This window comes from Pseudomonas syringae (assembly GCF_001698815.1).
Taxonomy (GTDB): domain Bacteria; phylum Pseudomonadota; class Gammaproteobacteria; order Pseudomonadales; family Pseudomonadaceae; genus Aquipseudomonas; species Aquipseudomonas syringae_A.
In genome coordinates, this window is the sequence record NZ_LGSI01000068.1 from 295,864 (window position 1) to 310,283 (window position 14,420).

At 53.2% G+C, this 14,420-nt stretch carries 15 protein-coding genes; 4 read left to right on the forward strand and 11 right to left on the reverse strand.

What is annotated here, in order from left to right:
* Positions 1-137: 137 nt before the first annotated feature.
* From AFK24_RS30225 to AFK24_RS24905, 6 genes are all read right to left on the reverse strand, one after another.
* Positions 138-629 carry a helix-turn-helix domain-containing protein gene (locus AFK24_RS30225; protein WP_240500441.1) on the reverse strand — a complete coding sequence of 164 codons (492 nt, stop codon included), beginning with the start codon at positions 627-629 and terminating at the stop codon, positions 138-140.
* Positions 630-863: 234 nt separating this feature from the next.
* Positions 864-1,598, reverse strand: a complete 735-nt coding sequence (locus AFK24_RS24885) for an amino acid ABC transporter ATP-binding protein (protein WP_065835755.1) — start codon at positions 1,596-1,598, stop codon at positions 864-866.
* Positions 1,599-1,624: 26 nt separating this feature from the next.
* Positions 1,625-2,311, reverse strand: coding sequence for an amino acid ABC transporter permease (locus AFK24_RS24890; RefSeq protein ID WP_080482294.1), 687 nt, complete (start codon positions 2,309-2,311; stop codon positions 1,625-1,627).
* Positions 2,308-3,054: an amino acid ABC transporter permease gene (locus tag AFK24_RS24895; protein WP_065835756.1), complete on the reverse strand. Its 747-nt coding sequence runs from the start codon at positions 3,052-3,054 to the stop codon at positions 2,308-2,310. The genes AFK24_RS24890 and AFK24_RS24895 overlap by 4 nt, the downstream gene beginning before the upstream one ends.
* A 22-nt stretch (positions 3,055-3,076) precedes the next feature.
* The gene (locus AFK24_RS24900) at positions 3,077-3,964 is read right to left on the reverse strand and encodes a transporter substrate-binding domain-containing protein (protein WP_065835757.1); all 888 of its coding nucleotides are present in this window, start codon (positions 3,962-3,964) and stop codon (positions 3,077-3,079) included.
* A gap of 19 nt (positions 3,965-3,983) precedes the next feature.
* Positions 3,984-5,150, reverse strand: a complete 1,167-nt coding sequence (locus AFK24_RS24905) for a trans-sulfuration enzyme family protein (protein ID WP_205884878.1) — start codon at positions 5,148-5,150, stop codon at positions 3,984-3,986.
* A gap of 116 nt (positions 5,151-5,266) precedes the next feature.
* On the opposite strand from AFK24_RS24905, the gene AFK24_RS24910 reads away from it, so the two are divergent.
* The gene (locus AFK24_RS24910; protein WP_080482295.1) at positions 5,267-6,160 is read left to right on the forward strand and encodes a LysR substrate-binding domain-containing protein; all 894 of its coding nucleotides are present in this window, start codon (positions 5,267-5,269) and stop codon (positions 6,158-6,160) included.
* Between the two features lie 26 nt (positions 6,161-6,186).
* Here AFK24_RS24910 and AFK24_RS24915 read toward each other — a convergent pair whose 3' ends face one another.
* From AFK24_RS24915 to nikA, 5 genes are read right to left on the reverse strand one after another with little or no spacing between them, the layout of a single operon-like run.
* Positions 6,187-6,987, reverse strand: a complete 801-nt coding sequence (locus tag AFK24_RS24915) for an ATP-binding cassette domain-containing protein (protein WP_065835759.1) — start codon at positions 6,985-6,987, stop codon at positions 6,187-6,189.
* Positions 6,984-7,757, reverse strand: coding sequence for an ATP-binding cassette domain-containing protein (locus AFK24_RS24920; protein WP_065835760.1), 774 nt, complete (start codon positions 7,755-7,757; stop codon positions 6,984-6,986). Before AFK24_RS24920 ends, AFK24_RS24915 begins: the two co-directional genes overlap by 4 nt.
* The gene (gene nikC / locus AFK24_RS24925) at positions 7,754-8,599 is read right to left on the reverse strand and encodes a nickel ABC transporter permease subunit NikC (RefSeq protein WP_065835761.1); all 846 of its coding nucleotides are present in this window, start codon (positions 8,597-8,599) and stop codon (positions 7,754-7,756) included. The genes AFK24_RS24920 and nikC overlap by 4 nt, the downstream gene beginning before the upstream one ends.
* Entirely contained in the window at positions 8,596-9,537 is a 942-nt protein-coding gene (nikB, locus tag AFK24_RS24930; RefSeq protein ID WP_065835762.1) for a nickel ABC transporter permease subunit NikB, read from the reverse strand. The genes nikC and nikB overlap by 4 nt, the downstream gene beginning before the upstream one ends.
* A 3-nt stretch (positions 9,538-9,540) precedes the next feature.
* Positions 9,541-11,127 carry a nickel ABC transporter substrate-binding protein gene (nikA, locus tag AFK24_RS24935; RefSeq protein ID WP_065835763.1) on the reverse strand — a complete coding sequence of 529 codons (1,587 nt, stop codon included), beginning with the start codon at positions 11,125-11,127 and terminating at the stop codon, positions 9,541-9,543.
* 89 nt (positions 11,128-11,216) lie between these two features.
* Between nikA and nikR the strand changes: the two genes are divergently transcribed.
* From nikR to AFK24_RS24950, 3 genes are all read left to right on the forward strand, one after another.
* Positions 11,217-11,636: a nickel-responsive transcriptional regulator NikR gene (gene nikR, locus AFK24_RS24940; RefSeq protein ID WP_065835764.1), complete on the forward strand. Its 420-nt coding sequence runs from the start codon at positions 11,217-11,219 to the stop codon at positions 11,634-11,636.
* Between the two features lie 530 nt (positions 11,637-12,166).
* Positions 12,167-13,150, forward strand: coding sequence for a DUF1852 domain-containing protein (locus tag AFK24_RS24945; RefSeq protein ID WP_065835765.1), 984 nt, complete (start codon positions 12,167-12,169; stop codon positions 13,148-13,150).
* Between the two features lie 25 nt (positions 13,151-13,175).
* Positions 13,176-14,210 carry a methionine synthase gene (locus tag AFK24_RS24950; RefSeq protein ID WP_065835766.1) on the forward strand — a complete coding sequence of 345 codons (1,035 nt, stop codon included), beginning with the start codon at positions 13,176-13,178 and terminating at the stop codon, positions 14,208-14,210.
* Positions 14,211-14,420: the final 210 nt, after the last annotated feature.

The window sequence follows — 14,420 nt, forward strand, 5'->3', positions numbered from 1 at the left end:
GGTAGCCGACTTCACGAAAAAAGCCGACTCACTCGCCGGATTTGTGCAGCCGCTCCTAGCGGAGGAGCGATGAGCACCGGGTGCTACTCTGGCCCGGTAGTAAGGCTGTTTAGTGATGGTAAATGCAGCAATCGTCGTCAGGTAGCGAATTGCTGCGTTCGCCAACGTCTTGGACTAACGCCAACAACTTTTGTGAAAGTACGAGTTAAATGTGATTGGTCAGAAAAGCCGCATTCCAGGCATATCTCGGAAATTGACATACTTCTATGGCTGAGTAGCTCTTTAGCTCTTGTGATTTTTTCTTGCCGAAGCCAATCTCGCGGCGCGTAGCCGGTTGCACTTTTAAATGCCCGAGAGAAATGACTTCTGGACAAGGCGCATTCCCGTGCGACCTGCGCAATCGAGACGCCTTGTGCCATTTTATTAATCATGATGTTTTTCGCGCGTTTTTCCTGCCAAGGCGCTAGCGTAAGCTTTGGCATGGGTAGCGTAGGTGGCGAGGTGAAAATTAATGCTGGTAACGCTATAAATCGAAGCTCTAATTTTGGGCAGTCTTTTTGCAGGATTGATTCGAGGAAGAATCTGTTTTGATTGCCAGGTAGAGTGACGGATTTATGTAAGCTCGGCATGTAGGCGCTCCTATGTTACAGGTGCTCACAAGCTCATTGGAAAAAATGAGTTCGCAAGCCTGTTTTATGCTGGTTGCTATAACGACAATGATCAGTCAATAAGTCGGATGTTGCCGAATTCCATATATAGGATTATGAGAGGTACTGTGTTAAGTAGCACTGTGGCACTGTGGTAGTGTATAGGCGGTAAAATAGAATTTATTAGATGTAGGTAGTAGCCCTATTAGTTTTTTCTTAATGAGTCAGAATTTGCGCCAGAAATTCTTGGGCCCTGGGAGAGCGATTTTGTACATCACCAAAGAATGATTCGGTGGGACAGTCTTCTATAATTTTGCCGTGATCCATGAAAATCACTCGATCACTGACCTTTCGTGCAAAACCCATTTCATGGGTTACACACACCATGGTCATTCCGTCTTCTGCCAGTTTTACCATCACATCAAGTACTTCCCCGACCATCTCGGGATCCAGTGCTGAGGTCGGTTCGTCGAAGAGCATTGCTACTGGGTCCATCGTCAGCGCGCGGGCGATTGCTACGCGTTGCTGTTGACCCCCCGAGAGTTGGCCCGGGTATTTATCGCGATGAGAAAACAGGCCCACCTTTTTCAGGTAGTCGGATCCACGCTCCACCGATTCCTGCTTGTTTCTTTTGAGGACACGCATTTGTCCCAGGGTCAGATTTTCAATCACACTCAGGTGGGGGAACAACTCAAAGCTTTGAAAGACCATGCCGATTCTGCTACGCAGTTTTGCGAAGTCGGTTTTCGCGTGTGTCAGCGAAACTCCCTCCACGACTATGTCGCCACTGCTAATGCGTTCCAGACCGTTGAGGGTCTTGATCAAGGTCGACTTTCCTGATCCTGAAGGGCCGCAAATGACGACAACTTCCCCGCTCTCTATCGACGTTGAACAGTGGGAAAGCACCTCAAAGGCACCGTAGTGTTTAGTGACATCTTTGACTTCTATCATTAGTTTTCTCACCGCAAGTACATGGCTCAGCAGGCCTGTTTGTTCTTTTTCTGAAGGTGATTAACCAGCGCCACCCCAGCACTGCAAATCAGCAGATAAATAGCTGCCGCAAATAAATAAAACTCCACCAACTGCCCATTACGTAGTCCCATTTGCCCAGCTGCTCCAAGAAAGTCGTTGAGGCTGATGACATAGACCAGAGAGGTGTCTTTGAGCAATCCAATCGATTGATTGACCAGTGCGGGTGACATGTTCCTGAAAGCCTGTGGAAGAATCACCCATCGCAAGCACTGAAGGGTCGTCATGCCAATGGCCTTACCCGCTGCCATCTGTCCACTTTTAACGCTGCCTATTCCCGCGCGGATGATTTCGCAGTAGTAGGCTGACTCCGCCAATACTAGAGCGATCACGGCGGAATACATCGCGCCTACTGACAGGTAGGGATTTCCCGTGATCTTTCGTAGCACAAATGGCATCAGGAAGAACATCCAGAATATCGTCAGGATGAGCGGTATTGCCCGAAAGAAATTCACATACCCGGCGGCAAGTTTTGCCAGTGGTCGGGGTCCGAAGATCCGGATGACAGCTAAAACGCACCCCAGCGATATACCCAGCGTCATACCTACCAGAACCAGCAGCAATGTGGTCTGCATGCCTTGGGCAAGATAGGGCAGGGCGGGGATAATGCCGCTCCAATTGAATTCATAATTCAATGGACAATCCCCGCGGTTATCAGGCCTGGTACGGTCAAACTTTTCTCTAGGCGACGCATAAAAATAACCACCCCGTAGGTAATCACCATGTAGATCAGCGTCGCAGCAATGAACGACTCAAAGGGATGACCCGAAAACTCGCTGACCTGACGACTTTGACCTGTCAGCTCCATCAAGCCGATGGTGAGCGCAGCAGCCGAGTTCTTGAACACGTTCATGAAGTCGGACGTCATGGAAGGCAGGATTATTCGAAAAGCCTGAGGCAGCAAGACATAGCGCTGAGCTGCCCACGGCCCCAGGCCAATCGCCTTGGCCGCATTCGCTTGTCCTCCGGAAAGTGATTGAAGCCCAGTTCGTACCTGCTCGGCGACACCGGCCGTGGTGTAAAGCGTCAGACAAATCACTACGCTCAAAAACTGATTCAGCGTGGGGTTCATCTGCTTGATTGCCTCTCCCCACTGGATGGGCAACAGCTCTGGAAGTACGAAATACCACAGAAACAATTGCACCAGCAGCGGCGTATTTCTGAAGCAATGCACATAGATCGCAGAAGCCCAGCGCGCAGCCGTACTGTCAGATGCCCTCGCTATTCCCATCAGTGTCCCCAGAGCCAACGCGAGAATCCAGGACAGGAGCGAAAGAGAAACTGTCCATAACACACCCTCTGCCAGCAGCACCCCATATAAGCCTTCGCCTGTAACAGACGGTTGGAAAAATATTGCCCAGTCCCAGCTGTAGTTCATGAGGTGCCTGCTTGATCAAAGATTACTGAAAAGCTTTGTCGCTTGGATTTTTGTAGAGCTGCGCATTTTCGCTAGACAATGGAGCCGGAATTTCCATTCCTCCGTTCACATTGATGCGGGTATTGAAGTATTTGTCATACAGCTTGGTCATCTCTCCGGACTGCTGCATTTCGATGATCACGCTGTCGGCCAGTTTTTTGAATGCAGGATCACCTTTGCGCATCATGCAACCGTAAGCTTCCAGAGATTGAGGGGTACCTACCACTGTCCATAGCTCGGGCTTCTTGGCGAGCGCTATGTTTCCGTAAAAAATGATGTCGTCGCCCATTGATGCTACAGCTCGTCCGGTCTCTACCGTGGTGAAGTTCGATATCGTGTCTTTGGAAAGTAAGATATTAACGCCGAGGTTTTTCTCTGTATTGAGTGTGCGTAGCAGCCGCTCTGACGTGGTGCCAGCCTCGACCACCACATTTTTCCCCTTCAGGTCTGAAAAATCATTGATCCCCGAGTCTTTACGCACCAGGAGTCGAGTACCCACGACGAAGAAGGTGTTGGAAAACGTAACCTGCTGTTGTCGTTGGGTGTTGTTGGTAGTTGAGCTGCACTCCAGATCGACAGTTTCGTTCGCGACCAGTGGAATACGTGTCTGCGGTGTAAGGTTCAGGGTTTTGATTTGCAGCGCGGACAACCCCAACTCTTGTTTTGCACGTTCAGCAATGCGCTGCGAAATTTCCCAGCCGAAGCCAGCGTGCTGACCCGCGTCATCAATGAAGTTGAAGGGCGTTGATGCCTCTCTGGTGCCTAAGGTGATCTCACCCGTAGCCTTGATCTTATCCAGCGTCCCAGTGGTTTGAGCGCAGACCACTTGGGCGACCACAAGAAGAGGGAGGGCTGCCAATAGTTTTTTCATGATTGCCTCTAGGCTTAGGTTATTCAGGAGTAAGTGTCGAGAACGCTCTATCAAGGTCATGCATCAAAGCTTCAATGGGCTCCAGACCAACGTGCAGGCGTAGAATCCAGGACAGGCCTTTCCATCTCACTGATGTACGTGACTTGCTGATATCTGTCAGTGCAATAAGGCTGTGGGTGCCGCCCCAGCTAGCGCCGATCCTGAAATGCTCAAGGCTGTCGATGAACTGCTCAATCTTCGAAAGATCTTCTTCGTGCAATATCAGGCTGATAACCCCGTTAGCACCGTAGAAGTAACGCTTGAAGCGTTTATGCTGAGGATCGGTATCCAACGCGGGAAAGAACACGCGGGAGACCGCCGGGTGCCCGTCTAGCCATTTGGCGACTGCCAAACCACGTTTTTCGTGTTCCGCCAAACGAACAGTGAGAGTCTGAAGGCCGCGCATCACCAGATACGCATCGTCGGCCGCCACCCCTGTGCCCAGCGCGATGAAAGACATTTTCAGTTTCTCAAAAAGACTGCGCTCTTTGACAGTGCACGAGCCCATGCAAACATCTGAATGTCCGCTGGCGTATTTGGAGAGTGCGGTACAGACAATGTCCACACCATGCTCGAAGCAGTTGATTTGACCAAAGCCCCAGGCATTGTCCATGAGCACCAATGCGCCCCCCTTGTGTGCCTGAGCGGCAATTACCGCTATGTCCTGAATCTCCATGGTGTACGAACCAGGCGACTCCAGCACGACGAGCTTGGTCGCATCATTGAGCCATGGTTCGATGGTTGAAGCATCAGAGGGGAAAAAGGTATGCGTGATGCCGTACTGAGCTAGTACAGACGTACACAGGTCACGGGTTGGGCCATAGACGCAATCCGCAAGCAGTACGTGATCGCCATGCTTTAGCAAACAAAGCATTGGATGGGTAACAGCGGCTAACCCCGACGGAAGCAGCATGCAATAGCCGCCACCTTCTATCTGGGCTATCTGTTGCTCTAGGGCGCGTCCGGTTGGTGTGCCGTAAAGCCCATAACTGAATCCATCCATCATTCTCTCAAAACGATTCAAGAAGTCGCGGGCAGACGCATAAGTCAATGTGGATGCTCGGTGCACCGGCATATTCAACGCGGTGAACTCAGGCATTGCAGTTTGGACGGGACGCAGATCGCTTGGCAGGTAATGTGATTTCACGGAGAGGGCGCCTTTGGGTTGCCGATTTCTTAGGGCTCCAAAATGCGCTATCCAGCGTATAACATCCAATGCGAATATGTCTTGGATCAATTCGTTTTGGACATAGGTAAGTCTGCATGAATCCGCGTCAGATTGAAGCATTCAGAGCTGTCATGATCACCGGTAGCACGGTAAAAGCCGCCGAGCTTATTCATACCTCACAGCCGGTGGTGAGCCGGTTGATAGGGCAGCTTGAGGTCAATCTGCGCTTGAAGCTGTTCGAGCGGGAGTCATCAAGGTTGCGCCCGACTCCCGAGGCCAAGGCGTTGTTCATTGACGTCGAGAAGTTCTATTCGGGACTGGAGCAACTGGCAGAAAAAGCTCAGAGCCTGCGTGAAGGTCGCAGTGGATTGCTTTCGATAGCATGCCTGCCAGCGCTGGCTTACGGCCCTATGCCCAAGTTCCTGGCCGAGCTTCAGCGCCAGTTACCCAACCTCTCTGTACGCCTTGAAATCAATTCATCTAACGAGGTGCGGGAGCTAATTGCCAGTGGGCGGTGTGACATAGGCTTTGCAGCCCAAGAGATTGATACCCATGGCATCGTTGCTAGAAGTATTGCCAGACGAAGAGCCTTGTTGGCTGTACCGAATGGACACCCACTGGCGACGTTGTCGACAGTATCAGTCCTTCAATTGGCGGATTATCCCTATTTGAGTTTGTCCTCTACTGACTCGACCCAGCGCTTTTTGAACGGCGTCATGGCAGAAGCGGGTAAGACACTCAAAATCGCTATAGAAACGCCCTACACGTTGACAATCGCCTCATTAGTCATGAGCGGCGCTGGTGTAGGGTTAATTGATCCCGTTGCATTGGAAGGCTTTGATTGGCCGGGGTTAACGCTTATTCCGCTGAAAGAGGATGTGGATTTCAATACGCTGGTTATTCACAGTGCGACGGCACCGCTTTCTGGCCCGGGGAATTTATTGATTGATATTGCACAGGGCCATCTCAGCGGCTCGAACCCTTTGTAGCTTTACAAAGGGAATATCCCCAGCAGTCAGGCGTGAACAGGTGGCAGACTTTGGAATTTTTTCGGCTCTGCTGCCAGGACCGATTGCTGAAGAATTTTCGCCGCCGGATGGGTGAACTGCATGCCCGGAATGACTGCGCGATCCTCGACGATACCTCCCTCGGCAAGAACGATGACCCGCTCGCAAAAGTGCTGCACCAGGCTCAGATCATGGGTGATGAGAACGAAAGCCATCCCTAGACGTTGGCGCAGGTTCGCCAGTAACTCAAGCATCTGCACCTGCAAAACTCGGTCAAGGTTGGAAAGCGCCTCATCCAGAATGATGAGTTTAGGTTCTGCTGCTAGCGCTCTGGCGATGCCCGCGCGTTGCAGTTGGCCACCGCTGAGTTGCGACGGCAGCTTTTCAGCATCACTCGACGCCAGTTGTACTTGCTGGAGCAGCTCGGCCACGCGTGTCTGTTGTTCGCTGGCATGCAAGCCACGGAGGTTGCGTAAAGGTTCGGCAATGCTCCAGCCGATTGTGCGCTGTGGGTTGAAGGCACTGATTGCATCCTGAAAAACCATCTGTACGGTTTGCAGAAAGGCTTTGCTCGCAGGCTCAAAGGCGCCATTGTAGAAACTGATGCGACCCTGCTCCGGCGCTTCAATGCCCATCAATAAACGAGCAAGGGTACTTTTACCGCTGCCACTGCCGCCGAGCAGGCCCAGGCTTTGGTACTCGTGCAGGGTCAGGCTGAGGTCATGCAGCACTTGAATGCGGTGCTTGCGAGTCAACAGGCCGCCACTGGTATAGCCGTGACTCAGGTTTTGCGCTTGCAAGAGGCTCATTGGCTGGCGTGCTCCATAGTCAATGTACGGTGGGCGTGCAGAAGGGCCCGTGCGGCCGTGCTTTGAGGCGAATCGAAAAGGGTTCGGACATCGGCTTTTTCGACGATCAATCCACTCTCCATCACGGCTACGTGATCACAGCTACGTGCCACGACGCCCATGTCGTGGGTGACCAGTAGGACGCCCAGACCACGCTGTGCTGTCAGCCTTTCGAGCAGATCCAGAAACCGAGCTTGCGCGACGACGTCCAGGTCGCTGGTGGGTTCGTCAGCCAGAAGGAAGCGACTTTCGGCCATCAGCGCCAGGGCTATCATCATCCGTTGCAGCATGCCGCCACTGAGCTGAAAGGCACATGAGTCAAGCACGCGCTCTATGTCGACCAAGCCCACGTCGCTGACTGCTTCGTTCATGCGCATCCGGGCCTGAGCACCCTTGATTCCTCGAACGGCGAGGGTTTCTGCCGCATGTTGACGCAGAGTGCGTACCGGATTGAAGGCGCTGCGAGGGTTCTGCAATACCAGAGCGATCTCCCGCCCACGGAGCTGTTGTGCCGTGACTGTCTTGCCATCCAGTAGCAGCTCGCCTGACAGGCGTTGCAGGTTATCGGGCAGGAGGTCGAGCATACCCAGGCAGGTCAGGGACTTGCCCGAGCCGCTGGCGCCTACCAAGGCGCAGATATGCCCGGCATTCAACGTGAGATCAATGCCGTTAACCAGTGGGTCGCCCCGGTGCTCAATGTGCAGGTCACGAAGCTGAAGTTGCCCGCTCATAATTTCACCTCCGCGCGCAAGGCCGGATCAAGTCGGTCACGCAGGGCATCACCCAGTAGGTTGAATGCCATAACCGAGAAGAAAATCATCAGCCCGGGCCACAGCAGCAGTTGTGGTTGCGTCCAGATAAACTCCTTGGAGTCGTTGATCATAACGCCCCATTCCGGAGTCGGCGGACTGACGCCCAGCCCCAGAAATGACAGGCCGGAAACGTGCAGCATCATGTGACCGATATCCATCGACGCCAGCACCAGCAACTGCCCGGCAACGTTAGGCAAGATGTGCTGACGGACGCGAGTGAAGCGAGAAGCCCCGGCCAGCCGTGAAGCGAGCACATAATCCCGTCCGCGCTGTGCGATGACCATGCCGCGCACCATGCGGGCATACCAGGCCCAATGAGACAACGCGATAGCAATAATCACGTTGCCCAGGCCGGTACCCAGCAAAGCGATCAGAAAGAACGCCAGGACCAGCGTTGGAAAGGTCAGGAACATGTCACACAGACGCATCAACAGCATGTCGACACGCCCCCCTACGAAGCCTGCCAAACCACCGATAACGACGCCTAGTACGAGTACCAGGCCGAGCGTGAGGACTACGCTGCCCAGTGATAAACGAGTGCCAACGATAAGGCGCGACAGTACATCTCGGCCCAAGTGATCGGTTCCCAGCCAATGACTTGTGCTCACCGGTAACAGCCGTTCGTTGAGGTCGACCAATGTAGGATCGTAGGGTGCCAGCCACGGCCCCAGGATTGCCAGCATCAGCAAGATACCGACCATCGCCCAGCCGATGCGCAGCCCCCAGCGGGTGGCGGGGCGCAATGCTGTCAAAGCATTCATGCCGGAACCCCCGCCAGACGCGTACGTGGATCGAGCCACGCATAGCAGATGTCCACGATCAGATTGCACACCACCAGCAACGCAGTGAGTAGCAGTGTGAAGCATTGCATCACCGGGAAGTCCCGATTCAGCACAGCACCGACGGCGAAACGACCTACCCCTGGCCAGGCGAAAATGGTTTCGATCACCAGAGCGCCGCCGAGCAGCTCACCGATGTGCATACCGGTGGCGGTGACGAGAGGCATCCAGGCATTGCGCAGAATATGACTGCGCCATACACGGTTTTCATCCAGACCGCGTGCCCGGGCATAAAGTACGTGGCGGTGCTTGCTGACATCCAGCAGGCTGGCGCGCAGCAGACGGGCATTGATCGACATGGACATCAGGGCAATGGCCAGAACCGGCATGACTACATGCGCGATACCGCCCCGGCCCATGGGTGGCAGCCAGCCAAGCCATAGGGAAAATAGCGCGATCAGTACAAAGGCCAGCCAGAAGTTGGGCATTGACACCCCAATGAACGTCACTAGACGCACCAGTTGATCCGGCCAGCGTCCACGCCAGCGTGCGGCTGCAAGTCCCAGCGGAATGCTCATCAGCAAGGTCATGGCCAGCGCCAGGCCACCGAGTTGCAGAGTGGCAGGCAAGTAGTAGAGCAAATCATCCAGCACCGGCCGCCCGGTGATGTAAGAGGTGCCGAAATCCAAGTGCAAGGCATTCCACAACCAGGTCAGGTATTGCTCTGGTAGTGGCCGATCAAGCCCGAGTGCGTGCCTTGCTTCTTGCAACGCGGCATCGGTTGGCGGGATCTGCGAAAGACGCAGGTAGTCCAGCGCCGGATCACCATTACCCAGGTGCAGCAGGGTAAACACGATCAGGGACACGCCGAGCAATACGGGAATCAGCAGCACCAAGCGCAGGATGATGTAGCGCAACATGAGTTATGGTTTCCCGGCCGCTGGGCGCATGCGTTCGAAAGGCACGTCGAACAGCGTGCTGCCAAACTCGACCCCGTCGACAGTCGGGCGGCTAACGCTGATCGCGGTCAGATAGGAAATCGGCAGGTAAACGGCTTGATCGTGGAGAGTCGTCAGAATTTCCCGATAGCCGTCTGCGCGAACCTGTTCCTGAGTGCTGGCCAACACCTCGGCGATTTTGCGGTCGATGGCGTCTTTCATTGGCAGACCGCGTTGGGCCATGTAGTCGGCGTGCCCGGCATAACGCATGGAACTGACGAATGAGTGCGGATCGTAGGGCGCGCCCCAAGTGTCGCCGAATATCATGCCAAAACGGCCTTCGCGCTGACGTTGCACCAGGGCGCCTTCCTCCTCGGCGCGCAACTGCACTTGGATACCGACCTTGGCCAGCTCGCCCTGAATGATCTCGGCGAGGCTTTTTTGCAGTGCGCTGGTACCCAGGAAGCACAGCTCGATACTCAACATCCGACCCTCTTTTACCAACGGGCCTTTGCCCGTTGAAGGTTTCCAGCCAGCCGCTTCCAAGGTCTTGCGAGCGGCGGCGGGATCGTAGGGCAGGGCTTTGAGGCCGATGTCGGTGTACGGCATGTTGTTGGAGAACAGTGCATCGGCGCGCGGTTCCAGACCATGCAGCACCTTGGCGATGATGGTGTCTTTGTCGATGGCCTGGTTGATTGCCTGGCGTACTGCCAGTTCATTGGTGGGGGCGAGACCGGTGTTCATCGCTACTGCGCGGGTTGCCAGCGGAGCGGAGATTGCGGTTTTGAAACCGGCATCACGTAGGCGTACAAACGTGCCCGGAGATATCTCACCCTCAGAGCCCTGAATCAGATCCAGTTCTCCGGTTTGCAAGGCGATAGCGCGGCTATCGGGGTCAGAGATGACTTTTACCAACACTTCCTTATAAGCAGGCTTTGCCCCCCAATAGCGTTCGTTACGCTGAAAGCGGTCGTACTCGCCTCGCCGGGTTTCAACAAGCTTCCAGGGGCCTGTGCCTATCAAGCTGCCGGGCTTGTCGTCGGGCGCGGCAAAGCGCAACGGCCGAACCTGGGCCAGCTCAAGTAGAGTGGGGTAGTAGGGGTGTTTGAGAACCAGCACCAGTGTCGCGGGGTCTGGTGCTTCGACACGGTCAATCGTAGTGACCAACTCCATCCATTGATGCCTGCTGGTGTTCGCCAGTGCGGCATCCAGATTAGCTTTCGCGGCAGCAGCGTCGAAGATCGCCCCGTTACTGAAGGTGACGCCTTCACGCAGCTTGAAGGTGTAGGTCTTGCCGTCCGGGGAAATGGTCCAACTTGTCGCAAGCCAGGGTTCAAGTGCGCCGGTCGTGGTGTAACGCACCAAAGGTTCATACACCATGGCCTGCGCGTACATCTGATTGGGGGAGTAGCCTCGGGGATCAAGAGGCCCGGCATTGGTCGGCCAGCTGTAGGTGAGTACGTCTGTTGATGTTTCACCGCTATCCGCGTTGACAACCTGACCAAGACTAACGGCGAGGCAAGCCGCGAAGATCCAACTGTTGAGCTTTTGTTTCGTCCGTTGCTGCTTCACACTCGTACTCCCCAATGATGGCGGGCATAGAGTATTCATCAGTAAGTATGATGTCTATGGATAAACCTCATACTCGCAGGAAGGTATTGATGCAACGAGTCACCATCACGCTGGACGACGAACTTCTGGCGGCCATTGATCAGCGCGTCGCCACTCGCGGCTATCAAGGGCGCTCGGAAGCCGTCCGCGATTTGCTCCGTGCAGGCTTGCTTGAGCCTGGAGCGGGTAATCCTGAAGCAGACTGCGTCGCTACCTTGAGCTATGTCTACGATCACCACACCCGTGAGTTATCCAAACGCCTGAATACTACCTTTCATGCTCACCATGATCTGACCATGTCGACGCTGCATGTGCATCTTGATCACGGTAATTGTCTGGAAGTCTCAGTGCTAAAGGGACCCACAGGCCAGGTAGCGGAATTGGCTCAGCATGTGATGGCAGAGCGTGGGGTAAGACATGGGAATGTGCAGATCATTCCGGTGGCGAGTATCGAGCATGTACATGAGTAGTCGTTAATCAATCGATCAACCACTCTGGCTCAGTACCCAGCAGGTTTAATGACGGCAACTTTCGACCTGCGCAGAAAATTTGAAGATACCAATTTCATCAGCCCCGCATTATCCAAGTGATAGCGCGCATGCCAGCCCCTTTAGGTTGTGGCTCGAAGGTGGACATCTGCGCCATCTTGAACGACTGGTCGCTATCACAGATTGCACGCAACCTGCGGACGCAATCTGGACGTGTTATTCCCGAACAGCGTCGGTCCCGATGTATTGAGGTCGATTCCAAGCAGGCCGTAGAGGGCGGACAATTGATCCAGCGACCTTAGTCTTAACCCTGCACCCATCATGAGCCTGACTAATTTTTTATTGAAATCAATTCGTTTTCGGTCATGTGTTTACTCGATCTAGAATGCGCGCAGCTCTTCATGAAAGGTTGGAATGCCAGCACTCAGTGAAGAAACAGAACGTAGGTCAAAGCTTAATGAAGGCGAAAGTCCATTTCAGCTTTGCGTTGAAAAACAGGATGCTAGGTCAGGATGAAAAAAGAACTCACATTTGCTATCAAGAGCATTTCTTTTGATGAGCATTACTCTCCATCAGCCACTACGCGCATCACGACGAACTTTGCCAATCTTGCCAGAGGGGAAAGTCGCCAGAAGAATTTGCGCAACACGTTGACGATGATCAACAACCGTTTCAACGCCTTGGCGCACTGGGACAACCCTACAGGTGATCGTTACACGGTCGAACTGGACATCATCTCCGCTGAGCTGACTATTGCTGCTGACGGCGGGGAGAATGCCATCCCGCTAATCGAAGTTCTGAAAGCCACGATTATTGATCGAACAACCGGTGAGCGCATCAAAGGTATTGTCGGAAATAACTTTTCTTCTTACGTGCGCGACTATGACTTCAGTGTGCGGTTGCTAGAACACAACAAGGATCAGTCCCAGTTCAGTACGCCAGAAAATTTTGGAGATTTGCACGGAAAGCTGTTTAAGTGCTTCGTTAATTCATGTGCCTACAAAGATAATTTCGAAAAGCCGCCTGTTATCTGTCTGAGCGTTTCGAGTAGCAGAAGGTACCATCGGATTGAGAGTCAGCATCCCGTTCTAGGACATGAGTACCAGCAAGATGAATACTCTTTGACGGATGAGTATTTCAATAAGATGGGGTTGAAAGTTCGCTATTTTATGCCGCCGAACAGCGCCGCACCTTTGGCTTTTTATTTCTCTGGCGACTTACTTAGTGATTACACCAATCTTGAACTTATTGGCATCATTAGCACAATGGATACCTTCCAAAAAATTTATCGACCTGAAATCTATAATGCAAATTCAGCGGCAGGAAAATGCTATCAGCCTAGCTTGAAAAACCAGGATTATTCACTGACTCGAATTGTGTATGACCGCGAGGAACGCAGTCGGCTTGCTGCTGAGCAGGGAAAGTTTGTCGAAGAGCACTTTATGAAACCTTACCGCACTGTTCTTGAGCAGTTTTCCGCTAGCTGCGCTCTTTGATTAGTTTAAAACCAAGGTCATCTTCATGAAAAAATTGTTACCCACTTCGACTGCTGGCAGCTTGCCTAAACCTTCTTGGCTTGCGCAGCCTGAGACCCTTTGGTCACCTTGGAAGTTGCAAGGCGAAGAATTGACTGAAGGCAAGCAGGACGCGTTACGTTTATCACTGCAAGAACAACAAATGGCCGGTATCGATATCGTCAGTGACGGTGAGCAAACTCGCCAGCATTTCGTGACGACGTTTATTGAGCACCTCGACGGCGTTAATTTTGAAAAACGTGAGACTGTCAGAATTCGTGACCGCTACGACGCGAGCGTACCAACGGTGGTGGGTGCTGTTGCTCGTCAAAAGTCTGTTTTTGTTGAAGACGCCAAGTTTCTACGACAGCAAACCAAGCAGCCAATCAAATGGGCCCTACCAGGCCCCACGACGATGATTGACACCCTCTACGATGCTCACTACAAAAACCGTGAAAAACTGGCTTGGGAATTCGCGAAGATTCTCAATCAGGAGGCCAGAGAGCTGGAGGCTGCCGGGGTAGATATCATCCAGTTCGATGAGCCTGCATTCAACGTGTTTTTTGACGACGTGAATGACTGGGGTGTAGCCACTTTGGAACGAGCAATCGAAGGGCTCAAATGCGAAACCGCCGTGCATATTTGCTATGGCTATGGCATTAAGGCCAACACCGACTGGAAGAAGACGCTGGGTTCAGAGTGGCGACAGTACGAAGAAGCGTTTCCCAAGCTGCAAAAATCCGGCATCGATATTATCTCGCTGGAGTGCCATAACTCTCACGTACCTATGGATCTGCTTGAACTCATTAGGGGTAAAAAAGTGATGGTAGGAGCCATTGACGTGGGGATCCATACCATTGAGACGCCCGAGGAAGTGGCCAATACCCTGAGAAAGGCACTCCAGTTCGTCGATGCCGACAGGCTTTATCCATGCACTAACTGCGGCATGGCACCTTTGCCACGTCGAGTCGCCAGCGGCAAGCTGCACGCGTTGAGTGCTGGTGCAGAAATCGTACGTAAAGAACTCTCTAGCGAGCGCTGAGCTACATTCGCAAATGGCGTACGTAGGTTGAGTGGGCGATCAGGTCGATTTTGATCGACGGGCCGCTTTCAAAACTGAAGAAGACTGAAGCCAGCCAGATTATCGGGCCACTTCAGGCTCGGGAGCTGCTTTTGATCCTACTCCCCCTGTTTATGCTTATGAGGTTTCAGTTTTGGATGATCCTTTTGCTTTTCAGGCGTGACTCTCTGC

What these genes read in the sequence shown, in the direction of transcription:
- AFK24_RS24950 (WP_065835766.1), top strand. Translation starts at nt 13,176, where the DNA reads ATGAAAAAATTGTTACCCACTTCGACTGCTGGCAGCTTGCCTAAACCT.
- AFK24_RS24910 (WP_080482295.1), top strand. Translation starts at nt 5,267, where the DNA reads ATGAATCCGCGTCAGATTGAAGCATTCAGAGCTGTCATGATCACCGGT.
- nikR (WP_065835764.1), top strand. Translation starts at nt 11,217, where the DNA reads ATGCAACGAGTCACCATCACGCTGGACGACGAACTTCTGGCGGCCATT.
- AFK24_RS24885 (WP_065835755.1), bottom strand. Translation starts at nt 1,598, where the DNA reads ATGATAGAAGTCAAAGATGTCACTAAACACTACGGTGCCTTTGAGGTG.
- AFK24_RS24915 (WP_065835759.1), bottom strand. Translation starts at nt 6,987, where the DNA reads ATGAGCCTCTTGCAAGCGCAAAACCTGAGTCACGGCTATACCAGTGGC.
- AFK24_RS24920 (WP_065835760.1), bottom strand. Translation starts at nt 7,757, where the DNA reads ATGAGCGGGCAACTTCAGCTTCGTGACCTGCACATTGAGCACCGGGGC.
- AFK24_RS24895 (WP_065835756.1), bottom strand. Translation starts at nt 3,054, where the DNA reads ATGAACTACAGCTGGGACTGGGCAATATTTTTCCAACCGTCTGTTACA.
- AFK24_RS24900 (WP_065835757.1), bottom strand. Translation starts at nt 3,964, where the DNA reads ATGAAAAAACTATTGGCAGCCCTCCCTCTTCTTGTGGTCGCCCAAGTG.
- nikC (WP_065835761.1), bottom strand. Translation starts at nt 8,599, where the DNA reads ATGAATGCTTTGACAGCATTGCGCCCCGCCACCCGCTGGGGGCTGCGC.
- nikB (WP_065835762.1), bottom strand. Translation starts at nt 9,537, where the DNA reads ATGTTGCGCTACATCATCCTGCGCTTGGTGCTGCTGATTCCCGTATTG.
- AFK24_RS24945 (WP_065835765.1), top strand. Translation starts at nt 12,167, where the DNA reads ATGAAAAAAGAACTCACATTTGCTATCAAGAGCATTTCTTTTGATGAG.
- AFK24_RS30225 (WP_240500441.1), bottom strand. Translation starts at nt 629, where the DNA reads ATGCCGAGCTTACATAAATCCGTCACTCTACCTGGCAATCAAAACAGA.